Origin of the sequence: Paraburkholderia phenoliruptrix, assembly GCF_047325075.1 — a bacterium.
GTDB classification, from domain to species: domain Bacteria; phylum Pseudomonadota; class Gammaproteobacteria; order Burkholderiales; family Burkholderiaceae; genus Paraburkholderia; species Paraburkholderia phenoliruptrix.
This window is the reverse complement of record NZ_CP168531.1, coordinates 3,635,960-3,657,651: the sequence shown is the minus strand read 5'-3', so window position 1 is coordinate 3,657,651 and position 21,692 is coordinate 3,635,960. Positions and strand designations below refer to the sequence as shown.

General features: G+C 59.5%; 28 protein-coding genes. 11 read left to right on the top strand and 17 right to left on the bottom strand.

From position 1 onward, the window contains the following. Positions 1-33 precede the first annotated feature (33 nt). The 13 genes from ACEN8U_RS28185 to ACEN8U_RS28125 form a co-directional block, all read right to left on the bottom strand. Positions 34-489 carry a DUF3788 domain-containing protein gene (locus ACEN8U_RS28185; protein ID WP_015001913.1) on the bottom strand — a complete coding sequence of 152 codons (456 nt, stop codon included), beginning with the start codon at positions 487-489 and terminating at the stop codon, positions 34-36. A gap of 77 nt (positions 490-566) precedes the next feature. Beyond that, positions 567-1,073, bottom strand: coding sequence for a YkgB family protein (locus tag ACEN8U_RS28180; protein WP_015001914.1), 507 nt, complete (start codon positions 1,071-1,073; stop codon positions 567-569). A gap of 172 nt (positions 1,074-1,245) precedes the next feature. After that, positions 1,246-1,695 carry a GNAT family N-acetyltransferase gene (locus tag ACEN8U_RS28175; RefSeq protein WP_015001915.1) on the bottom strand — a complete coding sequence of 150 codons (450 nt, stop codon included), beginning with the start codon at positions 1,693-1,695 and terminating at the stop codon, positions 1,246-1,248. 33 nt (positions 1,696-1,728) lie between these two features. Then, positions 1,729-2,199 (bottom strand): pyridoxamine 5'-phosphate oxidase family protein, encoded by a 471-nt coding sequence (locus tag ACEN8U_RS28170; RefSeq protein ID WP_015001916.1) that lies wholly within the window; start codon positions 2,197-2,199, stop codon positions 1,729-1,731. A gap of 71 nt (positions 2,200-2,270) precedes the next feature. Continuing rightward, positions 2,271-2,966: a glutathione S-transferase N-terminal domain-containing protein gene (locus ACEN8U_RS28165; protein ID WP_015001917.1), complete on the bottom strand. Its 696-nt coding sequence runs from the start codon at positions 2,964-2,966 to the stop codon at positions 2,271-2,273. A gap of 95 nt (positions 2,967-3,061) precedes the next feature. Further along, the gene (locus ACEN8U_RS28160) at positions 3,062-3,607 is read right to left on the bottom strand and encodes a carboxymuconolactone decarboxylase family protein (protein ID WP_041745018.1); all 546 of its coding nucleotides are present in this window, start codon (positions 3,605-3,607) and stop codon (positions 3,062-3,064) included. A gap of 139 nt (positions 3,608-3,746) precedes the next feature. Next, on the bottom strand, positions 3,747-4,382 hold the full coding sequence (locus tag ACEN8U_RS28155) for a nitroreductase family protein (RefSeq protein ID WP_015001919.1): 636 nt from the start codon (positions 4,380-4,382) through the stop codon (positions 3,747-3,749). 84 nt (positions 4,383-4,466) lie between these two features. Continuing rightward, complete coding sequence (locus ACEN8U_RS28150; RefSeq protein ID WP_015001920.1) at positions 4,467-5,231, bottom strand: alpha/beta hydrolase family protein; 765 nt, start codon at positions 5,229-5,231, stop codon at positions 4,467-4,469. Positions 5,232-5,412: 181 nt separating this feature from the next. Next, the gene (locus tag ACEN8U_RS28145) at positions 5,413-6,369 is read right to left on the bottom strand and encodes an AraC family transcriptional regulator (RefSeq protein ID WP_413658124.1); all 957 of its coding nucleotides are present in this window, start codon (positions 6,367-6,369) and stop codon (positions 5,413-5,415) included. A gap of 36 nt (positions 6,370-6,405) precedes the next feature. Beyond that, a complete protein-coding gene (locus tag ACEN8U_RS28140; RefSeq protein ID WP_041745020.1) occupies positions 6,406-7,116 on the bottom strand; it encodes an SDR family NAD(P)-dependent oxidoreductase in 711 nt (236 codons plus the stop codon). Between the two features lie 26 nt (positions 7,117-7,142). Continuing rightward, positions 7,143-7,391, bottom strand: a complete 249-nt coding sequence (locus tag ACEN8U_RS28135; protein ID WP_238558536.1) for a DUF3331 domain-containing protein — start codon at positions 7,389-7,391, stop codon at positions 7,143-7,145. A 54-nt stretch (positions 7,392-7,445) separates the two neighbouring features. Continuing rightward, positions 7,446-8,078: an FMN-dependent NADH-azoreductase gene (locus ACEN8U_RS28130; RefSeq protein WP_015001923.1), complete on the bottom strand. Its 633-nt coding sequence runs from the start codon at positions 8,076-8,078 to the stop codon at positions 7,446-7,448. Between the two features lie 79 nt (positions 8,079-8,157). Beyond that, positions 8,158-8,775, bottom strand: coding sequence for a nitroreductase family protein (locus ACEN8U_RS28125; RefSeq protein WP_015001924.1), 618 nt, complete (start codon positions 8,773-8,775; stop codon positions 8,158-8,160). 187 nt (positions 8,776-8,962) lie between these two features. On the opposite strand from ACEN8U_RS28125, the gene ACEN8U_RS28120 reads away from it, so the two are divergent. Further along, positions 8,963-10,375, top strand: coding sequence for a PLP-dependent aminotransferase family protein (locus ACEN8U_RS28120; RefSeq protein ID WP_041745021.1), 1,413 nt, complete (start codon positions 8,963-8,965; stop codon positions 10,373-10,375). Positions 10,376-10,744: 369 nt separating this feature from the next. Here the strand turns inward: ACEN8U_RS28120 and ACEN8U_RS28115 are convergent, their stop codons facing one another. Together ACEN8U_RS28115 and ACEN8U_RS28110 are read right to left on the bottom strand one after the other, a co-directional pair. Beyond that, entirely contained in the window at positions 10,745-12,310 is a 1,566-nt protein-coding gene (locus ACEN8U_RS28115; RefSeq protein ID WP_413658121.1) for a serine hydrolase domain-containing protein, read from the bottom strand. 189 nt (positions 12,311-12,499) lie between these two features. Continuing rightward, positions 12,500-13,213: a glutathione S-transferase C-terminal domain-containing protein gene (locus ACEN8U_RS28110; protein ID WP_015001927.1), complete on the bottom strand. Its 714-nt coding sequence runs from the start codon at positions 13,211-13,213 to the stop codon at positions 12,500-12,502. Positions 13,214-13,633: 420 nt separating this feature from the next. On the opposite strand from ACEN8U_RS28110, the gene ACEN8U_RS28105 reads away from it, so the two are divergent. Next, positions 13,634-14,008, top strand: coding sequence for a hypothetical protein (locus ACEN8U_RS28105; RefSeq protein WP_175126345.1), 375 nt, complete (start codon positions 13,634-13,636; stop codon positions 14,006-14,008). A 543-nt stretch (positions 14,009-14,551) separates the two neighbouring features. On the opposite strand, the gene ACEN8U_RS28100 is transcribed toward ACEN8U_RS28105, so the two are convergent. After that, positions 14,552-15,229 (bottom strand): MgtC/SapB family protein, encoded by a 678-nt coding sequence (locus ACEN8U_RS28100; RefSeq protein ID WP_015001928.1) that lies wholly within the window; start codon positions 15,227-15,229, stop codon positions 14,552-14,554. 674 nt (positions 15,230-15,903) lie between these two features. Here ACEN8U_RS28100 and ACEN8U_RS28095 point away from each other — a divergent pair. The 9 genes from ACEN8U_RS28095 (at position 15,904) to ACEN8U_RS28055 (ending at position 20,285) form a co-directional block, all read left to right on the top strand. Continuing rightward, positions 15,904-16,149: an AbrB/MazE/SpoVT family DNA-binding domain-containing protein gene (locus tag ACEN8U_RS28095; protein WP_310088433.1), complete on the top strand. Its 246-nt coding sequence runs from the start codon at positions 15,904-15,906 to the stop codon at positions 16,147-16,149. Further along, positions 16,146-16,544 carry a PIN domain-containing protein gene (locus ACEN8U_RS28090; RefSeq protein WP_015001930.1) on the top strand — a complete coding sequence of 133 codons (399 nt, stop codon included), beginning with the start codon at positions 16,146-16,148 and terminating at the stop codon, positions 16,542-16,544. The genes ACEN8U_RS28095 and ACEN8U_RS28090 overlap by 4 nt, the downstream gene beginning before the upstream one ends. Before the next feature lie 113 nt (positions 16,545-16,657). Continuing rightward, complete coding sequence (locus ACEN8U_RS28085) at positions 16,658-16,843, top strand: hypothetical protein (protein ID WP_041745022.1); 186 nt, start codon at positions 16,658-16,660, stop codon at positions 16,841-16,843. Positions 16,844-16,961: 118 nt separating this feature from the next. Beyond that, complete coding sequence (locus tag ACEN8U_RS28080) at positions 16,962-17,219, top strand: hypothetical protein (protein ID WP_148281768.1); 258 nt, start codon at positions 16,962-16,964, stop codon at positions 17,217-17,219. A 68-nt stretch (positions 17,220-17,287) separates the two neighbouring features. After that, a complete protein-coding gene (locus ACEN8U_RS28075) occupies positions 17,288-17,884 on the top strand; it encodes a hypothetical protein (protein ID WP_148281769.1) in 597 nt (198 codons plus the stop codon). Between the two features lie 338 nt (positions 17,885-18,222). Continuing rightward, the gene (locus ACEN8U_RS28070; RefSeq protein WP_413658116.1) at positions 18,223-18,519 is read left to right on the top strand and encodes a DUF6283 family protein; all 297 of its coding nucleotides are present in this window, start codon (positions 18,223-18,225) and stop codon (positions 18,517-18,519) included. 44 nt (positions 18,520-18,563) lie between these two features. Next, positions 18,564-19,154 (top strand): glutathione S-transferase family protein, encoded by a 591-nt coding sequence (locus ACEN8U_RS28065; protein ID WP_413658114.1) that lies wholly within the window; start codon positions 18,564-18,566, stop codon positions 19,152-19,154. Continuing rightward, positions 19,151-19,702 carry a hypothetical protein gene (locus ACEN8U_RS28060; RefSeq protein WP_041745028.1) on the top strand — a complete coding sequence of 184 codons (552 nt, stop codon included), beginning with the start codon at positions 19,151-19,153 and terminating at the stop codon, positions 19,700-19,702. The genes ACEN8U_RS28065 and ACEN8U_RS28060 overlap by 4 nt, the downstream gene beginning before the upstream one ends. 391 nt (positions 19,703-20,093) lie before the next feature. Then, positions 20,094-20,285, top strand: coding sequence for a hypothetical protein (locus ACEN8U_RS28055; protein ID WP_041745029.1), 192 nt, complete (start codon positions 20,094-20,096; stop codon positions 20,283-20,285). A gap of 72 nt (positions 20,286-20,357) precedes the next feature. On the opposite strand, the gene ACEN8U_RS28050 is transcribed toward ACEN8U_RS28055, so the two are convergent. Then, positions 20,358-21,632 carry an MFS transporter gene (locus tag ACEN8U_RS28050; RefSeq protein ID WP_309583536.1) on the bottom strand — a complete coding sequence of 425 codons (1,275 nt, stop codon included), beginning with the start codon at positions 21,630-21,632 and terminating at the stop codon, positions 20,358-20,360. Positions 21,633-21,692: the final 60 nt, after the last annotated feature.

The window sequence follows — 21,692 nt, the reverse complement described above, 5'->3', positions numbered from 1 at the left end:
CGCCTGTCGCGGGTTACAGGACGTCCACGGCATTCAATCGCGTGAAAGCGTAGGGCGCTTCATACGCATAAGCTCTGTCACCTCATGCCGATCATCCGCGGATGAAATCGGAACAGTCAGCCATTTCCCGTCAGGGTAGGCCCGGGCCTCATCGTAGAGCTTAACCAACCGCGGGGTCCAGAAGTAACGCCGCGCCTCGAACTTCTCTCGTTCAGCTCGCCCCAGGACCACTAGAACCGACAACAGTCTGTATGCCGGCAACAGCGTGCACAAGGCCTTGGTTTTCCTGTAGCGCAACGACCAACCGCGCTTCTTGCCGCCATATAGCCAGTCTGGCGCGAAAACCCCGGGATACGATGCGTCGATCCAGCTCCGCAGTTCGACCCAATGCTCGAACGCCTCGGGCCCCATCCAGTCGCGGATAGTGCGCTCGTCGGGCGGGGAAGCCTTGTCGGCGATTCTGTTGCCGATCTCAATGGACTCTTTCACGTTGCTCTCCTCTTCATGTTCGGCGGTGGAATGCTTCTCGTGATGCCCGCAATCGCGGTACCGAAAGCTCATCCAGGTCACGACTTCTGCGCGTTAGCCCACGAAGCCTGGATGGACGCCACAAGGAGAGAAAGCGATGCGGCCAGTAGAACGACATCTTTAAGAAGGAACTGGCCAGGCAAGGCTGAAATCGCCGGAAACCCACCGGCTGTCGCTTCTGCCACTCCTGGTGTGCTCAGGAAGAAGGTGAGCGTGATGAAATAGGTCGCCGCCGACATCGCTGCACCCAATGCGGAGAAAATGGGTAGAAAGGCTCCGATAGTCAGCGCTGCTGCAGTCGACAGTTCGAGTACGCCGATAACGTCGCTTGCCCCCTGAACTCCGAATAGGGAGTGCAACCAGCTCATGACCGGGCTGTGGATGATGAATGGAGCGATGCCGTTGGCTTCGTAGGCGGTGAATTTCATTGCGCCGAACCAAAGAAAGACGATGACAAGCGCCCATCTGAGCAGAGCCAGACTGGAGAGCGGTCCTGCGCTTTTCTCGGCGATTTGAAGACGAAGCTGATCTGTGCGAATGGACATTTTTGGTTTCCAATTCAGGTTGTGGGTCGGTCATTAACAGCCTTCACTTTAGGCTTGCCCGATGCCGGTTTCGAGACTGCAATCGCTCAATAAAATGCTCAAAAGAATCAAAGGAACGCGGGGCTGCGCGATGTGTTGCAGGATTCCTGAGAACATCTCCGCATGAGAATTTTCAGGTGAATAGTTTCCGATACTGGACGAAACCCGAGCGATCGCCGACGCGATCGTAAAGCCGCATGCCGACAGAGTTGGTCTGGTGTGTCAGCCAGTGCACACGTGCCGCCCCGCGACGTTTCGCGTCCGCATAAACATGCTCGATCAGCGCGCGGCCGATTCCGCCGCCACGCGCATCGGCCGCCACAAACAGGTCCTGCAGATAGCAGTAGTTAGCTGTTGTCCAGGTGGATCGATGGTAGATAGAATGCACCAGCCCGAAGGCGTGTTCGCCCATCATGGCAAGCGCCGCATGCATCGGCTCCATTGGGTCCAGAAAGCGCGCCCATGTCTCGAGCGTCACCGACTGGGGGATATCCACTTCGTAGAATCGCTGATAGCCTTTCCACAGAGGAAGCCAAATATCAAAGTCGTTATTTTCAATGGCTTTTATCTCAACCGATAGCATAGATTTCTCCTGGCTTGCGCAAGTACTTCTCGCCTATTCGCCGATGCGTTTCACACCGTACTTTTGATAATAGGTGTTCCTTATTTCATCCTGACTTCGAGCAGGCTCGGCGAATACATGGGCCGGCGACAGCAGTGGAGTGATCGAAATGGTTGCGATCCTGACGACGTGGTCGACGGGATACTCGAGCCCGTTCGTCGCGCGGACCCAGTCCGCGATCATCGAGTACTGGTCATCGCCTGGCGGTATTATCGACGCATGGCCCTTGAATCGATAACCACGCCTCTCGAAGATGTCGATTACGTTGATCTCGACGGCGGGATTGCGCTTCAGGTTTCGTATCGTCGAGGGCGAGGCGATATCGGCGAAGTAGAGAACACCGTTCCTGACCGTCAACGATGCCTTCGGCGAAAGATTCGGCGTTCCGTCCTCGTTGACTGTCGCGACGAATGACAATATCGCCCGCTTGATGATCGCCTCGACGTCGGCGTTGATTTCGATCACGGATATCCTCGCTTGAAAAGAATTTGAGCGGCTTTATGCTTCGTTATGCAAGACGTTTCGACGGCCTCGCTTCAGGCCGCAGTCACTGCCAACCCGCGCTGCACCGCCGGACGCGCAAGACCGCGCTCGAACCACGACTGGACATGCGAGAAACGGTCGAAACCGACAAGCTCACGCGCTTCATAAAAGCCGATCAGATTGCGCACCCACCCGAGCAGTGAAATATCGGCGATGCTGTAGTCAGTGCCCATTACCCAGTCGCGGCCCGCGAGCCGTTGGTCGAGGACACTCAGCAACCGCGCTGACTCGGCGACGTAGCGATCGCGCGGGCGCCTGTCCTCATAGGCTTTGCCGGCGAATTTGTTGAAGAAGCCAACCTGGCCGAACATCGGCCCGACACCGCCCATCTGCCACATCAGCCACTGGATGGTTTCGTAGCGAGTAACGGGGTCGGTGGAAAGGAGTTGTCCAGTCTTCTCGGCGAGATAGATCAGGATCGCTCCCGATTCGAACAACGCGAGCGGCTGTCCGCCCGGACCGTTCGGATCGAAGATCGCCGGAATCTTGCCGTTCGGATTGAGGGCGAGAAAAGCCGGATCATGGTGCTCGTTTTCCAGGATATCGATGCGGTGCGCCTCATAGGCAAGACCCGTTTCCTCCAGCATGATGCCGACCTTCACGCCATTAGGCGTCGGTAACGAAAAGAGCTGGAGCCGCTCAGGGTGCCGCGCCGGCCAGCGCGTGAAGATTGGATGATCGAGTGTCATGCTTGTTCTCCTGGGTAAGCCAGCGGAACGGAGCCGGGGCATGACCGGCTCCTCCGCCTCGTTTCCCAATTCCCTCGCGGATGAGGGAATAAAGTTCAGATCGAGCCAGCCGGCGTAACCGGTGGAAAGTCCTTCTCGGGATCGAACACGTTATTGAAAAAATTCGTCAGCGAGTACATGGCCACCAGCGCGACGATCTCCATCACGTTTGCATCCGTGTAGCCGGCATCGCGCACGGCTTTCAGATCTGCGTCGCTGACTTGCCCGCGTGTCTCGATGACCTTGCGCGCAAACTGAACCGCGGCGTCGCGCTTCGGGTCGGCAGCATGTCCTTTGCGGGCGAGAACAATTTCATCGGCCGGCAGCTTCGCCATATGCTCGGCGGTGAAGCTGTGCACCGTCAGGCAGTAGTTGCAGCCGTTCACTTCGGAGACGACGAGACCGATGCTGTCGCGCGTCTTCACGTCGAGCGCTTTGCTCAGCGAACCGAGCAGCGTGGCCCATGCGTTGAAAGCGATGGGGCTTTGCGCGAAGCTCGCCATCATGTTCGGCGTGAAGCCGATATTTTTGGTGAATGCATCGAGCGTCGGCTTCGAATCGGCGGGCACCTGTTCCGGCGCTAAAGTAGTAGTCCTTGCCATTGTAGTCATCCTTAAGTTACGGTTTTACAGATTGAGAACGGTCGTTGGGAGACCATCCGTTGGTTTGCTTCGCGCCAAAGTTCGGGTCGAAGCGGGATTTGCCCTTTAAGCAGGCGACAACTTGTGTTCGTCTTTCACTTCATACAAGGTCCAGCACCTCGGCCACGGGACGGCGCGGCTTCTGCGCCCAGTTTCCGGCTCGCTCCACGCCTACGGACAACAGGAGAACCGGTACTTCGTCCGCGGCCAGTCCGAACTCGCGGTGCACGGCTTCGTCATCGAAACCGATCATCGGCGTTGAGCCCAAGCCCATCGAGCGGGCCGCATAGATCATCGCCGCCGCGCCGAAAGTGGCCGTGCGCACAGCCTCGTCACGACGGCGCTGCGGGTACGCCATATACAGATTGCGTGCGGGGATTTCCCACTCGGGCACCATGGTTGCAGGCATGACGCCCGCTTCCACCAGCGGTGCGAGACGCTCCGGTATCACACTGGTTTCGACCAGTTGGCCGCAGACGATGAAAGTGACCGCTGCATCTTTGACCGCGGGCTGGTTCCACGCAATCGGGCTCAGTCGCGCCTTGGCTTCAGGCGTACGTACCGCGATGAAGCGCCAGTTCTGCAGGTGGAACGACGTCGGCGCACTCGTGCCGATCCGCACGAGTTCGTGGATCTGTTCGTCGCTCAAGGTCGCGGTAGTGTCGTAGTACTTTGCCGCGCTGCGGCTCAGAATGCATTCGATGACGGGGTTGGTCATGTTGAGTTCGGTTTTCATAAGGATTCCTGTGTGTAGGAGGGTAGGTTTAGGCGTACGAGTGCCCGCGCTCCACCCGGAGCGCAAAAGCACATGTCATTTAAATCAGGAAATCGGATATCGGCTGGCCCAGGTCGAGATCATTGCGGCCGCATAGTCCGCGTCGGCGCGGCGCGTCAGCAGGTGGTCGGCGTTGTCCAGCGAAATGAAGCTCTTGGGGTGCTTCGCAGCCGCAAAAATATGCGCGGCGTTCTCGATGCCCACCGTTGAATCCAGCGGCGAATGCAGCACCAGCAATGGAATGCGCAACCCGGCGATCCGCGACTCGAGGTTGTGACACGCCAGGTCGTCGACGAAACTCTTGCGCACGACGAACGGCCTGCCAGCCAGCAATACTTCCGCTTCGCCGCGCGTCTCGATGGTTTCAAGGCTTTGCGGGGCGAACTGATGCAGAACATGGCGGGTATCGAACGGAGCGGCCAGAGTGGCCACCGCACGAATGCCCCACATCTGGCCCGCGGCCATCAGGACGGCTGCGCCGCCGAGGCTGTGGCCGATCAGAATCGATGGCGGCTTGCCGTCGCTGGTCATCGCGTTGCCAGCCGCTACCAGATCATCCACGTCCGTGGCGAAAGTCGTGTCGGCAAAGTTTCCACCGCTGTTGCCCAATCCGGCAAAGTCGAAGCGCAACACGCCAATGCCGTGAGCGGCGAGTGCCCGTGCGACGCGACTGGCGGCGAGGCTGTCCTTGCCGCACGTAAAGCAGTGGGCGAGGATCGCCCAGCCACGCGGCTGGCCGTCCGGCAATTCCAGTCTGCCGGCGAGCCGGTAGCCGTGGGGTCCGTCAAATTCGAAGGCTTGTGCGCTCATAAGTCGGTATCCCTCGTATCAGCGTGCGTTGCGTCGATGTGGCGTCAGGCGGTTAGGAGCCTCCACTTTAGGCCTTGTCGATGCGGCTTTCGAGACTGGATTTGCTCAATAAAGTATCCAAAAGGATCAAGACGACGTGGAGCGATGATTCGCGAGCAGCACTGGGGCCGCTGCTGGGCCGCTATCGGCCGTTGCGCGCGAGACGCCGCCATTGCCCCGGCGTCATGCCCATCCTCTCGGTGAACACACGGCGGAATGACGACACCGATTGATACCCGACCGACTCGGCCACCGCCTCGGTGGTCATCATCGGTTTCTTCAACCCGTTGGCAGCCAGGCTCATCCGAATATCGGTCAACAGATCCACGGCCGAGCACCCGAGCGTGTCCTGAAAGCGCCGCATGAAGGTGGCGCGCGACATACTGCATAAGTCGGCTAGCTCAGGCAGATTCCAGGGCCGCGCGGGATCGGCGAACATGGCTGAAATGGCAGGCGCCAGTCGTGGATTGCCGGCCAGTGCCAACAGGCCTGCCGGGGCTTCTTTTGATTCGCTCGCCTCGCGTAATACCAGCGTAAAGAGCGCCGACGAAAGGGCATTGACGATCGCGTATCCACCGACTTTGTCGCCCGCGGATTCTTCGCGCATCATCCCCACGAAACTGGCGAGGTGGTTTTGAGCAGACTCCATACCCGTTTCACCGCGACCTTCCATGGTCCGGACTACTACATTCGTGGGCAGGTAATTGCGAATCAGCCGATCATGAGGCGGTCCGATGAGAAATCGCCCACATAGCATGTCCAGACGCTCGCCCTGACCGTCGTTTTCGCTGAACGTCAATCCGGCGGAATCACGGCGTTCGCACGTAGGCCCGGGTGCACGTCCGCTGCCGTCGTGCAGCACGTGCGCCGACCCGTGAGGCAGCAGCACGACATCGCCGGCTACCAGTTCCCGCGCCGTGTCTGTCTCGGGGTCCTCGATGATGGCACGGCCCTTGAGCACGACGTGATAGGGAACCTCATGCGCACTGGACTGCGGCCAGGCCACGCGCCACGGCGCACCATACGCGCAACGGACTTCCAGCCGTCCGGTGATGGTGATCATTTGCAGCAGGTGGCTCAACCAATCGACTTGGGACATAGAGCTCCGTTAGGCCTCGGCATGGAAAAGAGCGTTTCAATGGCCAGCGCTTTGCCCGCCATCGACGTGCAGGATCTCTCCAGTAATGAACGGTGCCGAATCAAGAAAGACCACGGCGTCGGCGATATCGCGTGTTTCGCCCAGGCGTCCGATGGGATTGAACGCTCGCAGCGCTTCATGGATTTCAGGCGCGTGCATCGGCGTGTCCATGTTTCCAGGCGCGACGGCATTCACGCGGATTCCTTTCTTCGCGTATTCGATCGCGAGCGACTTCGTGGCCGCGTTGATGCCGCCCTTCGTCAGCGCTGCGAGGACCGAGTAGACCCCGCTGATTGCGACCTGATCGATGCTGGCCGTGATATTTACCACATGACCACTCCAATGCTTTTCCATCTCGGCGATCGCAAGCTGCGTGATGTAATAGAAGCCCGCCATGTTCACGTTCATCACGGCCGCATAGTCTTCGGCGGTGTGTTCGGTAAAAGGCTTGCCGATGTAGATGCCGGCGTTGTTCACCAGCGTATCGATCCTGCCAAAGCGTGCGACGCCCTCGGCGATGACACGTCGCGCGGTTACCGGGTCGCCAATGTCGCCGGCTACCGTCAGCAGGTTCGCGTCGTCCGACGGCCCGATCGAACGCGAGGTAGCAACGACGGCACAATCGAGTTCGCGAAATGCCCGAACGATCGCGGCACCCATCCCGCGCGAGGCGCCGGTAACGACAACAACCTTTCTCGATGTACTCATGCATGTGCTCATACTTTAGTACTTTTTTAAAAGGATGGTTTGTCGGGGAATCCCGCTACTGCGGAAGCCAGAATCATGCGATGGCGATTGAGCGGCACTTGCGATCGATAGACACGTGGACTAAATATCGGATCCCCGCGGCGTATCGGCTTACCGGACAGCACGCAAACGGCATCCACACGCGCAACGCAGATGCCCCAGACCTGAGCCGCGCGATGACCAGAACAAGGATCGCTCCAGCATACGCTGATGGTTGTCGACGAGAGCTTTTCCACGATTGAGACGCGCAAGGACGAACGTTCCTGATAAGTTAGCGGCTCGACGCTTGTTCAAGCGAGGCTTTGCACGAGGCTGACCATCGCCGGTTCGATCGTCGCGACGAGCGAGCGGCGAAGTTCGTTTGCGCGAATGTCATCGATAAACGCGGTGCCTTGCAAAGGCAGGTAATGGACTGTATTGAAACCAATGCAGTCGAGTACTGCGGTGAGATAGGGCGTGAGGAAATCCGGCTGATTGGCTCGCTCACCAGCAAACACGCCACCCGAAGCGATCGCGACGAACACGGGACGGTCCGAAAGCATTCCGACCTTGCCGGCTGGTGTCGACTTCATCGTGCGGCCGACACGGAGGATCTGATCGATCCACGCTTTCAGAACGGACGGCACCGTGAAGTTGTTCATCGGCGTGCCGATGACAACGACGTCGGCGCGCTCGACCTCGCCAATGAGTTGCTCGGCGAGCACTAGCGCGTCGGCGGAGCGCCCTGCCGCGGCCAGCGACGCGGGCGTCGCGAGCGTGGCGGCATAGTCGGCGCCGGCGTGAGGTATCGGTTCGTAGCCCAGATCGCGGCGGCTAATACGCGCGTCGGGGAAAATCGAGAGGAGCTTGTCGACGACTGCCGACGATAGCTGTCGACTGTGCGAGTCCCATCGCGGACTGCAGTCGATGTGCAGGATATTCATGCGAGTTTCTCCGGCAGCTTCGGAAAGGCAATAGCGGAGTCGAGAACCTGTTCCCGCACATCACCGGTTCTGCTAGTCATTAAACGAGCGCCAGCACATCGGCCACGGGACGGCGCGGCTTCTGCGCCCAGTTTCCCGGACGCTCCGCGCCTATCGACAACAACATGACCGGCACTTCGTCCTCTGCCAATTCGAACTCGCGGTGCACCGCTTCGGCGTCGAATCCGATCATCGGCGTCGAACCCAGGCCCAGTGAGCGGGCCGCATAGATCATCGCCGATGCGCCGAACGTGGCCGTGCGTACAGCCTCGTCGCGCCGGCGCTGCGGGTACGCCATGTACAGTTCGCGCGCGGGGTTTTCCCATTCCGGCACCATCGCGGCAGGCATGACACCCGCTTCCACCAGCGGAGCCAGGCGCTCCGGTATGACGCTTGTATCGACCAGTTGGCCGCACACGATGAACGTAACCACCGCATCTTTGATCGCGGGTTGGTTCCACGCGATGGGACTCAGCCGGGCCTTGCCTTCGGGCGTGCGCACCGCGATGAAGCGCCAGTTCTGCAAGTGGAACGATGTCGGCGCGGATGTGCCGATTCGCACGAGTTCGCGGATCTGGTCGTCGCTCAAGGTCGCAGTGTTGTCGTAGTGCTTGGCTGCGCTGCGGCTCAGGATACATTCGATGACTGCATTGGTCATGGTTAATCCCATGGGTGAAGGGACAGTTCGAGGTACGAATGGTTACCCGTTCGAATCTGTCGATCGGGCATGGCCCGGTATCTCCGTATTGGGCTCACATTTCTACCTGCTAGGGTGGGAATATTCTGTACCATCGATGGTACGAATAGAAGAACCAAGATTCCCCATTTCCGTGTGTACCAAGAACATGCATCCAGACCTGCAGATTCAGCTCGACCGGACAGCGAAGCTGTCTCTCGCAGAACAGATTCGTGCGAGCATTAGCAGGACCATAGAGGCCGGGTTGCTCGCACCCGGCACGCGGCTGCCCTCGTGGCAGGACCTGGCGGCGCAGCTCGGCGTGGCGCGAGGTACGGTTCAAGCGGCATATGAACGCTTATGCGACGCCCAGATGATCGAAACATTCGGGGCAGGGGGCACTCGCGTCGCCCCGCGGCCGCGCGTGGTGGCGACACAAGCGCAAGCGCCGCAGCTCGGCGCCTTTATGAGGGCTTATGAAGAGATGAACGCCGGGCCGGCGATCTTCCAGCTCGGCATTCCGGCATTTGAAGGTTTGCCGGAACAGCTTTTTGCACGCGCGCGTTCTTCCAATCTGCTGAAGACCGGATGCCTGTCGTCGCTGCTCTATCCCGATCCTCGAGGGGAGTTTGAACTGCGCAGAGAAATCGCGGGCTATCTCTCCATCGCGAGAAACGTGCACTGCTATCCGGAGCAGATCTTTATCACTTCGGGGTATAGCGCCGGCTTAGGCCTCGCACTACGGGTGTTGGGTCTCGAAGGCAGGAAGGTCTGGATGGAAGAGCCCGGTTTCATGGTCACGCGCAAAGGCCTGGAGCTCGCGCGTTTGAACATAGTGCCGGTGCCAGTGGATGCAGAAGGCCTCAACGTAGGCTATGGCATCGAGAACGCCGCGGACGCCGCGTTAGCAGTCGTGACGCCTGGTCAACAAGCGCCACTGGGCTCGACGCTGTCGCTGAGGCGACGGCTTCAGCTGCTGGAATGGGCAGCCTCGAGCCACGCCTGGATCATCGAAGACGACTACCTCGGCGAGCTGCAACTTCAAGGCAGGCCGGCACCTGCGCTGGCGTCACTGGAAGAGGGCAAACGGGTCATTCATATCGGTTCGTTTAGCAAGACGATTAACCCGGGGCTGCGGCTCGGATTTGTCGTCGCGCCAAACGAATTGGCCAACGCATTTGCCGAAGTGGCAGCAACGCTTGCCCCGGCGCCATCGCCAGTCATTCAACTCGCCACAGCGCGATTCATGCGTGACGGCCACTACATCCGGCGCGTGCGCCGGCTCAAGCGTCTTTATTCTGCCCAGCGTGACGCGTTATGCGAGCAGTTGCGAATGCGCGACGCGGAATGGGTCAATGCCGGCCTGGCAGTCCTTCTCCGACTCCCCGACGGCTCGCCCGATTTGCGGATCGTTCGCGAAGCGATGGCCGTTGGCATGGCGCCATCGCCGCTGTCCGTGTGGTTCGCGACTCCGTCCTGGACCTTACCCGGCCTTTTGCTCGGTGTTGCCACGGCGCCTGAGCACCACGTCGCCATGTCCTGCCAGCGACTTTTCGAGATCATTGACCGATGCCGCTCGTGAGACGTGCACCCTCGCGCGTCCTACGCTGGCTAGCTCGCATAAACCCGAGATTCCTTGTGGTAGTGTCGCCTCAGGAAGACCGTCTATCTCGAAGGCAGGGTCCGCTATCCGGCTGAATCCGGACGCTCCGCTCTTGGCGTTGATTGACCGCAGAGGGTCGGGAGTACTCGCTGATGACTGTCTGCTCCCGGGCTGCGTGACTCCACCGACCGCTTTTTGGCGATGAAATTGAAGAGCAGGCTGACGCAGCCCGCTCCATTGCAGTCATGTAAGATTTGAGGCCGTCAGCTGCATCATCGAAAGGGGGGTGGGATTCAGGGCAAGTAGACACCAACTACGTCGAATCTCTGCCGCGCATCGATTTCTCCACTATTCTGCGCGATCGAAATGCCCGTAATCGGTCGTGAAGGCATTCGGTACGCTGCTGCCGTCAAAGCCGGTGGCATGGGTATCGCCTGCCTTAAAAGCAAACGTGAGGATGCCCGGCGGTATATCGGGATTCTCAAATGTGATCAGGAACGAGTCGGCGGACCAATGCGTCAACCTCCCTGGAAAATCATGGGCGCCGATTTTCACTGCAAGAGTTTTGCCGTTGCGTATCACGGCAAGCGACCCATACAGCGGACTGACAAAGAGGCCCGTGAAAGCGTCAAGGTCGCGCGCGAGCGGCTTGGCATCGGCCGGGGGCCTAGGCACATCGAGAAGCGCATACCAGCCTTTTTGCTCTTCGTGAATCTGCCTTTGCAGGTCCTGCCCTGAGGGCGCAAGCACACGCTCGAGAAACTCCGCACGGACGGCCTCTGGAAATACTGTCACCTGCTTGTTGGCAAAGATCGCGATGCCAAGGCCACGCTCCGGGATCAGTGTGACGATGGTGCGCATGCCGTTCAGCGCGCCATTTTTCTCGATTACGCGCCAGCGAAGGAAGTGATAGCTCTCGCACCCCAACCCGGCCGAGTCATTGGGATCGCTCAGCGGACCGCCCACGCCTTGCACCATGCTCGCGGCGAAGATTTCGGTCACGGTTTCCTTGCTCAGAATCTGTTTTCCATCGAATGTGCCTTGCCCGAGCAACATCGTCATCCAGCGTCCGATGTCGCGGCCTGTCGAAACTATCGCGCCCGCACCGCTGAACTTGTCGACGTTCTCGTACGGCATGATTGAGCCGTCGATGTTATGAGCCGTGGCGCGATTATCGTCCTTGAAAAGCTCCGCCTGCACCGGACCACTTCGCGTCATGCCAAGCGGCACGAGCATCATGTTCGACAGCAATTGCGAGGGGCTCATCCCGGCAGCCCGCGATGCACTGTACTGCCCCAGAAAGATGCCGTAGTTCGAATAGGCCCATCGCGACCGGAAGCTATGGTCGAATTGCTGGAAGCGCGCGCGGTGCAGCAGTTCGTCGGGGTCATAGTCGAGTTGGGGGAGCAGGTCGTCTGTGTAGGCCGGCAGCCCGGTACGATGTGCGAAGAAATCGCGCAATGTGACGTTCTGCGTGGCGTAAGGCTCCGCGAGTACCGTGTCAGGCGAAAAAGTCCTGATGGGTGCGTCCCACGAAACGACGCCCCGATCGACGAGTGCTCCGACCGACGTCGCGGCGATGAACTTGCTCATGGACGCGAGCTGAAATCGTGTATCCCCGTCGACCGGCGCCCTTTCGCCGCGACGACGCACGCCGTACCCCTTTAGGAACCCAGTGCCCTTGTCGCTCGCCACGACGACAATCGCCCCAGGTACCTCATAGTCCTCAAGCGTCTTCTGTATGAACTGGTCGAACGTAACCCCGTTCACTTCCCCTGCAAGGGTACCGTCCGCGTGAGCGGGCTGCAGCGGCGCCAGTGTCGACGCCGCGAGCAGCAGCATCGCGAACCAGCGCGATCGGATTACCGTTGAGCGGTCATCGCCATCTCCCGAGTCGACTGCGTTCTTCTTCACGTTGGGCGAACCTTTCGTCGCGTTACTGTACCGCGGCGGTCAGGCTGGAGTTAATTCAGGAATCGGTAGACGTCGGAAAAACCAGGGCATTCCGCGATTCGCCAGCACGGATCAAGCGCAACCGACGACCCTTGATTCATTGCGGGGCCACGCAAGCCGACTGGATGCACCTTCGACACTACGCGCCGTTCACCCTGCCCGATCGGTTCCGGTCGTGCGGATCTGGTCATGGATGGCTTCACAATGGTGCACGAGCGCCGCGCGCGAAAGCACGTACTGCTTAAGCGGTGTGTCAATTTCGTAGAAGTAAATGTTTGCGACAAATCCGTAGATCGCCGCGTCAACGGTGGCAGGATCGCCGCCGAACACATAGCCGGTGTTGCCGAGCATGTCCGCCACGACGCGCAGATCCGCGATACCTCGCTCATAGACCTGCTCGGGTTCATATCGTCCGATGCCTTGATAGTGGTACCGCAGGCGGTTGTATTCGCGGGCCTCCTCAAGATCGCTAGCTGGAATGTCCGGGTGGGCGGACAGCATGGCGTCGCGAAAAGACGGCCAGAAGCGCTCGTCGCGCCAGCGTGAAAAGCTCATGATCCAGTACAGGTCGTCGAGCGTTCGCCGGACCATAAGGTCCAGGTTCAACTGTCTTGGCGAAAGCGCGCGATCGATGTCCAGATCGTATCGACGTGTCAGATGCGCGATGATCCTGTCGCTGTCGCCGATCGTATCGTCCCCATCACGCAGGTAAGGCAGTTGGCCACGCGGCGCAACGCTTGTGTCGAGGACATGACGATGCTCAAAGGGGAGCCCGCACAATCGCATGAACGCAAATACTTTCAGACCAAACGGATTGTTATCCGCGACGCCGAAGAGATCCGGATAGGAATAAAGCGTCAACATAAGCACTCCGTTTGCGAGCGACGAAACCGACCGCTAACGCGTGAAAGAAGAGCCCCTTTGCTGGCATGCTACTTCATTCTGCTCACAAGGGGATAGCCACCCGCCATGCGAAACGGGCTGGCCGCGCATAACTCCCGTGTCGCACGAGCTGCGATAGCCGTGCTGTAGGTTCTCTACAAAGAGCAGACAACTATGCCCCCCGATTGCTACGGTAAGAAGAGGCGCCGTTCGAATGACTGAGCGTTGGCGACATCGAACCACGAAAAGTGGCCTGTTTCCTGCAGAGCCATGGAGACAGGGAACGCGTGAACGGCTGCATCGGGCCGCGGCCGTTGCACGAGTGCAGTCGACCGCAACCCGCCGTTCACGCTAATCTTTCGAACGTCATTCACACGACAGCTTAGCCTCAAGGAACAGCCTTTGGATCTCCAGTCGGTTCGTGACGCTTACGCGTTGCGGTGCGTTCACTGCTACGGACTGCTGTTTCCTGCAGCGATTTTCGGACTGCTGTGGCTTGATAGCGCGGCGCACAGAAAGATAACCGGCACGACCAACGCCAGGGTATCTGCCAGCACACTGCCGGCGCTGCCGGGCATGGTCATTGAGACAGCGACAATTACAACGGGACCGCCCGCCAATGTGCCAAGCAGACCGGCCCACCACAACTTCCCGCTGCTTTCTGTTGTTGCAAGAATCGCGGCTAACGACACCCCAAACAGTAAAAAGCCTGTAAGTGCATCCATCGTCGACTCCAGACGTATTAACTTCGCGAAGCAAAGTTTTGTGAATTTTTGACGATGAGGACAGCATCTGCTGCTCCAGAGTGTGCGGCAGCACACATAGGCAATTCCGCCCACGGCAAAATCCGCGCGCTAAAGCCGAGGCTCAGCGGCGGATTTTCCAAAGATATGCTGGAGGGCAAAGAACGGGAGCCCCACAAAATTCGACGGATGGCGCCTACCGCTTGCAACACTGGCAGGCGAACCTATGTCACACGTACAGGAGTGCAGCAGCATCAACCCTGCGCCTGCTCCCGTTCGCACAATTGCGCACCAGCGTGTCGGCTCCACGGACGGACAACAAACCGCGCGGCGCCAGGGTGAAATGCTATCCGCCCATGAGCGAGTCGGCCTCTCGGAAGGGACGGCCGCGCTTCGCGAAAGCGCAAGGGGTGAAAACACGGCTGCTGCACTCGCTGCCTGAAATATCCTGAGATAGCAACGTAACCGGGTCGGGTTGGCTCCCGCTTGCTCGGTCCGATGCTGGTATCAGACTGACGGAGATACCGAGCATGAACCCTTCATAGTCATAGCTTCGGGTCATGATTGTGTCCCCGCCTTATTTCTCCGGTCGACACTCGCGCACGCCCGGCATGGCTTCGAGGCGCGTGCATATCGTCGAGAACTCGCCCGAGTTCACCCGCGACAGAGCAATATGCACATCGTCGAGATCGGCGTGGTCCTCTGACTGCTGGACAATGAACTGCTTGACGCGAACACTTCCAGTGCCGAGCGTCCGGTGGACGGTGTCCAGCGAGACACTGCCACGCTCGACCAGCAGTTGTATGGTGCGCTGCTGACGCACTGAAATGAAGCGCCGCTCCAGTGGTTTTACACCGACGAGCATGATCATGATAATGACCGTCGCCCCGATCGCGGCCGTGTACATGCCACCACCCACCGCCAGGCCGATACCCGCGACGGACCAGAGGCTCGCTGCCGTCGTCAATCCGCGCACAACTTCGCCACGAAGCAGTATCGACCCAGCGCCGAGAAAGCCGATACCGGAAACCACCTGTGCCGCGACCCGGGATGGATCGAGCACGACGTTCTTCTCGCCCAGCATGTCGGCAAAGCCGAACGCCGAGACGAGCATGATCAACGCTGCCCCAACGCAGACCAGCATGTGCGTACGCAGGCCGGCCGCCCAGTTCAGTCGCTCGCGCTCGAAGCCGATGACACTGCCGAGCAGTGTAGCTATCAGTAACCGCGACAGAAGTTCGAGATTGCCGATCATTTTTCTGCCTCCATACGCTGCCCACGTTAGAAGCGGCCACTAGCCAACGGGCGCGATTGTGGCGTTTTGTGACAGTCGTGCCGGGCGCAAGCTGAGCCTTGCCATGTCGACTCGTATATCGCGGGTTTCGCTGGTTCGATGAGGGCCGCGCGTCAGCGTCTGTTTTCGCTACGAAAGCTGCCCACGCTGACCTCGATCGCCAAGCGTCGCAAAAGAGGTAGAAGGTGGCCGGTTGGGTGAGGTCGCTAACGTCCGCTTTGTGGTGCTCCAGTCCGGAAGACGCCGATTCGGCTGACTGACCGCATTAGAGAGGTTTGTACGGCCGTAGTGGGTCGGACTAAGTCCGCTGGCAGACGCGGACGCAGCTCGCTCCTATCTTCGCAAGGCAACAACGCGACTGTCAGCATCAGCCACGAAATGTGGAATCCCAAATATGTGAGTCATATCGGCCGACCGTGTCCCCGTGGATTGTGATATACGCCGCTTATAAAAAGGCACCTCGATCACGTCTCGCTATATTTCGACGTGTTCGAACGCGAACAGCGGGAGGCTGTTGCCGCGATTGAGCTGGCGAGTGACGCGTGCCATTCTGGGTGTAGCCACTCGCGCGCCTGCTTGTGCTCTTGCTTTTCCGAGCCCCTTACCTTAAAGTAAGGAATGTCGGAGGTCTCGTCATGACAGCAGCAACCATCACTTCAAAGGGCCAGGTCACCATCCCGGTGGACGTGCGGAATCAGCTTGGCTTGCAGTCCGGCGACCGGATCGAATTCAGCTTTAACGAGGCGACGGGCCGGTACGAGGTCTATCCGGCCACGCGGTCGCTTGCGTCCCTCAAAGGCATCGTCAAGAAACCGGCGAAGCCGGTGTCGATCGAGGACATGAACCGGACAATCGCCGAGCAAGGGGCATCCGCCCGATGATCGGACTGGATACGAACGTGCTGGTCCGTTATTTTGCGCAGGACGACGCCGTGCAGTCGAACAAGGCGACGGCGCTAATGGATTCCCTGTCGGCCGAGCGACCGGGGTACGTTTCGCAGGTCGCGCTAGTTGAGGTCGTGTGGGTGCTCGCGCGATGCTACGGTGTCGAGCGCGAGCAGATGAGGGACATCATCGACTCGATGATCGGTACCAAGGAACTGATCGTCGAAGGTGCGGACACGGTACGAAAAGCACTCCGGGTTTTTGCCGCATCCGCGAAGGCCGACTTTGCGGACTGCCTGATCGAGCGGTCGGGGCACGTCGCAGGGTGCGAGTACACGGCCACTTTCGACGTGGCGGCCTCGAAGGTTGCCGGGATGCGTTTGATCAAGTAATGCCGGCGCGGGCCGATAACAGGAAAGCGGACAGAGTTTTATCCGTACACTCCTGCCACAGGACGCCACGTGGCGCGAAAAGGCAGCGCACGGCTTCTTTCGAAGGGAAAGCCATGATCGTGTCCAACATCAGCGTCGAAGTTGTGGACTGCCTGCGCGAACGCGGGTGGGATGACGTGCAGATCGCGAATATGACGCCGGAGGAAGCGTTTTCGGAGTTCTGTGAGTGGAACGGGCTTCTGGGCTATGGCGGCAAGCTGATCCGCGCGCCCGACGGTCTCCGCAACGCAGTCCCGTAACCACAACCGAAAACATGAACCACGCCCGAGCTCGCGATGAAAACGCATCGTCGGCGAGCGCAAGGCCCGGCGCGCAAGCGCCCCGCAGCGGCCGGTCGCCGCGCCGTAGGGAACTCACATGCAGCATCCGTCCGATCCGACCTTTATTTCTTTCATGCCTCTGCTTTTGGTCTCCTTGGCGCTCGCAGTCTCTGCTTATTTTCTGGCGAAAGATAAAGGGCGCGCGCCTTTTCGGTGGGCGCTGGTTTGTCTGATCCCGGGGTTTAATGCGGCTTGCATTTTCTTTCTGGCCGGATCGACCAGCCTGCGACTCGAAAGAAAAATTGATGCACTTCTTGCGCAGCGGGATCAGGCTTCAGTCGGGCGACAGATTTAGCAAATTTGAGGTAAGCGTTTCGGCATACCGCAACTTAGGGGAGCCGTGTTGACGGAACTGAAAAACGGGTGAAAGCTAGGCACGTGATGGGATCAAACGGTTCGTTGTTCGTAGGGACTGGTCGCAGTTCCTATGGTGTTTTCTTCCTGGTTTTCGGAGCTGGCATTGTGCTCGCGTGGGGTTCATCGTTCGATGGCCCGGCTGTGCGAATTAGCCGTGAATACTGGAGGTGGGTCGCGCCGGTTGCTGTGCCAGTTTTGGTTCTCATCGCGTGGCGGCTCCAGCGTGCGCTGATTGGCAGCTCGTACAAGCCTCGTGGGGCAACCAAGGAACATGTAGTAGGGCTCGCCGAATCGTGGGTGACGGGAACAATCGCCGCAGCGATCCTCGTTGCTCTGGCAGCCGGCGCTTTTGCGAACGTGATGAACCAGGTGATTGGAGTGGCATACGTTGCAACCTATGATGTCGCTGCAAAGTACGTTCAGCGCGGCAAGCACACTTGCTATGCATTGACCCTGAGAAAAGCGGGCGATCCGCGCGACGAGTTTCAGGTTTGCGTGGCCCAGGCTGAACAGGACCAAACTGCGATTGGCGATGTGTTGGAGGTGAGCGGGCGGCGCTCAAGGTTTGTTAATCAACTTCTCGCCTACACAAGAACCCACTGATACAACGGAAAACGGGGGAACGTAGTGGCACAGACCTATGGCAGCGGGATTTTTCGGGCCAATGTACGACCTTGTGGAATGGGCTGCGGCGGTTGGTGTCTTTGTCTATTTCGGGCTCGGCGCTCAGGGGATGACGCTCGAACAGCGCGCGCATCCCCCGCTGGATGCCTAACAAGAAAATTTGCTTTGCGCTGGCTGGACTGTCTGCAATGTTCGCGGTAGCTAAGTTCGCCCATTGGCTCTGAGACGGAAAACGCCACCATGAACAAACTCGGCAAGCCGTGTCGGTCGTGCCTTGACGTTGCGATGCGACGGCTGCGGACATTCCGCATTTCGACATGGCGCTGGCCAAAAACCTATCTGCTACCTGCCCGGATAATCGAGGAATGGGACCGGACTTCGGCGCAAGCGTCTTCGCCTGTTACCAGTCGAAATCGGGAGAGGAATTCGCGTGTGCTGGATGGCTTGCGGCGGTCGGGCATTGTCATGCGCGCATGCGGCTTGCCGTGGCCCTGAAGCGTCTGGATGCAACGGCTCTGGAGCCCGGTAGCGACTGGCCCGCTCTGCATGAGAACTATCAACAGGTTTTGGACAATCCGCGCCGCTCGTGCGCGACTGGGGCGATCCTGTGCTGACCACCGCAGTGGTAAATCTATATGGAGCCGCATGGAGCGTGTATGTGCGAATCGCCCGCCTCGCATTGGAAGAGAAGCGAGTCGACTATGTCCTGCGCGAGGTAGATGTATTCGCGAAGACCGGGGTCCCACAGGAGCACTTGACCCGTCACCCGTTTGGGCGTGTTCCGGCGCTCGAACATGGAGACTTCCGTCTATACGAGACTGGCGCAATTGTTCGCTACATCGATGAAGAGTTTTCCGGATGCAAACTGCAGCCGACGATTCCCAGAGCTCGCGCCAAGGTCAACCAGATCGTGGGGATAATGGACGCCTATGCATACAGAACGCTCGTTTGGGATCTCTATGTCGAACGTGTCGTTTCCGCTCGCGAAGGCCGGTTGCCCAATGAGCAGAAGATCGGAGCTGCATTGCCGCGTGCCGCCGTATGTCTATCGGAGTTGGCTCGGCTGTCAGACGACCACGGATTTTTAATCGGCGAAAGCGTGACACTGGCTGACCTATACGCCGCTCCAATCTTCGCATGCTTCATGCAAACACCTGAGGCCGGCCCGTTGATGAACGGGCACGAGAAATTGACCTTCTGGTGGCAGCGATTTTCCACCCGAGACAATATGTCCCGCACTGAGCCATGAGCAGCCTCCTGCGACAAGCACCGGCCAAAATCGGCCTTTCGACATCGGTGGCTGGATCGCTGACAATCGGGGGCCTGCATATTTTCGAGGAGTTTCGACCGATGAGTTCGGCATGCCGGGTCCGGGCGATAACAGACCCCTCATCGCTGGAAGGTACTGCCTATGGCGAAGTCATGGCGGGCCCCTATGCGAATCGATGCTGGAACGATGGTTCGCTGTTTTTCGAGGAAGAGGTGTTTGGGTATATCGAGCCGACGATCGAAAGATTCGAGCCGACTTACGATCACTATGCATTCACTCAAATCAGCATGCTTGACTGGGAAAAGATAGTAAAAGCCCTTGCGGACGTCCGAAGCAGGCTGGAAGTGGAGACATTCAGGCCGGACATGCTGCAGCAGATTGGCTTCCTCTTCGCCGATTCGAAAGAAAGGTTTACTCAGAGTATGAACGCGAATTGTGCCGCGCTCGGCGCGATGATTTCGCAAATCGAGACGTGGACCAGCGACAATCGTCTCCGGCACAGCTGCGTCACGATCCTCGGCCTGTAGTTCCCATGCCGGCCAGGAGCGGCCGGTCGAGCCCGTGGCCTAGTTTTGGCTGACCGAGGTCTTGTCCGCCTCGCTCAATGTCCGGTTTGCGACGAGCAATCCACAGAGAGCACTGCCTCGACGCGGCCACTAGTCGCCGTTCGCCACCACCGTCACTCAGCCGTTTGAGCGGCTGCTTCGCATCAGCTGCCGGCCCTCGCGGCCGAATGTGGGCAGGCCGATCGGTCGAAGCTGCCGTTGGCTCGAGCGTCGGAAAGGGCGGCTATGTCGGAAGGGCTGGCGTATGGCCAACGACTAGTCCGAACGGCAGTTTTCTCACAGTGGTAGGACACCAGACGACCCCGAATGTCCGACGCCATTAGCGTTGCTACACGGTTGTTTCTTAGGCACCATGCTCACGCTAGAAATCAACCCGCGATGGGTTTTGGCGGACCTTCTCGAAGATCGGGTCAATCCTTATGCGTTCCGGGCTGTCGCCCGCAATTATCCAAAGCTGGGACTGCGGCGTTTGCTGGTGGAGGCGAGCCTCGTGATCGGGCCGGGCCAGGATGATGGGCGAACGGTCAAGGCGGCGACTCCCTAACCGCGTTGTGGAAACTCCGCCACTCGTGGTTCCAGCCGGCCCTGATTTCCTGGCCCGCACTCCTCGACACAATCAGGCCAGATCGCGTCCGCCAGTTTCTTCCAGCATCGTCACAGCGCAGAGCGAAATGATGACGCACGCGATCATGTACCACGCCGGCGCCATCGTATTGCCCGTCACCTTGATGAGCCACGCGACGACAAGTTGCGCCGTGCCGCCGAACACCGACACCGCCACGGCATACGCGCTTGCCAGATAGCCTGCGCGCACACGTTTCGGGAAGTTTTCCGGCATGAGCGCATACGCGGGCGCCGAACCCATCGTGTAGAAGAACATCAGCAGGACGATCAGGCCGGTGACGACCGGCAGCGTCGGAAACTGGTTCATCAGCCAGAACGCGGGATACAGCAGCGCGATCAGCACCACGCGTCCCAGCACGGTCAGCGGTTTTCTACGGCCCATGCGGTCCGACAGCGCGCCCCAGATCGGGCACATGAGCAGCGAGACACAGGCGGCGCCAATCGAGACCAGCATCGACAGCTTGGGCGGCATCTTCAGATACTGGATCGAGTAGGTCGGGATGTAGTACATCAGCACGTAGGTCGCGACCGTCATGCCCATGATCGCGAAGACCGTCAAAAACCATTTGCGCACGAGGGCCGGTTCGAAGCGCGAGTGCTCGGTTTTGACGGGCTCGTCGTCCACGATATGCCGGCGCAGATACACGCCCACCGGCATGATCAGCGTGCCGGCCAGAAACGGAACGCGCCAACCCCAATCGAGCAGCTGCGGACCGGTCAAATGATAGGTGAGCAACGCAGCCATACCCGAGCCGAGCAGCGCGGCCGCGCCCTGGCTCGCCAGTTGCCAGCTTGCGCGAAAGCCACGCCCTTTTGCAGAACCTGTTTCCAGCAGGGTCGCGGTGGCCGCGCCAAACTCGCCGCCCTGCGCAAAACCCTGCACGAGGCGCGCTACCACGATCAACGCGGGCGCGGCAATGCCGATCGTCTCGTAGGTCGGCGCGAGACCGATCGCCGCGGAGCCGACTGCCATCAGGAAGATCGTCAGCGTGAGCGCGGCCCGGCGCCCGCGCTTGTCTGCGTAATGGCCGAGCACGAAGCCGCCAACGGGTCTCGCCACGAAGCCGATCGCGAACGCCGATAACGCCAGCAACGTCGACACGATGGGATCTTGCGACGGAAAGAACAACTTTGCGATGGTCAGCGCGAAAAAGCTGTAGACGGTGAAATCGAAGAACTCGAGCAGATTGCCGACGACGGCCGCCACGACAATGCGGGTCTGCGAAACCGCAATCGTGCCGGACGACGTAAGAGGCTGGGTTGACATGGTTTAGGTCCTCACCGTAGGTGTATTTATGATGGTTCCGTCTGTGCTTTCTAATGGGCG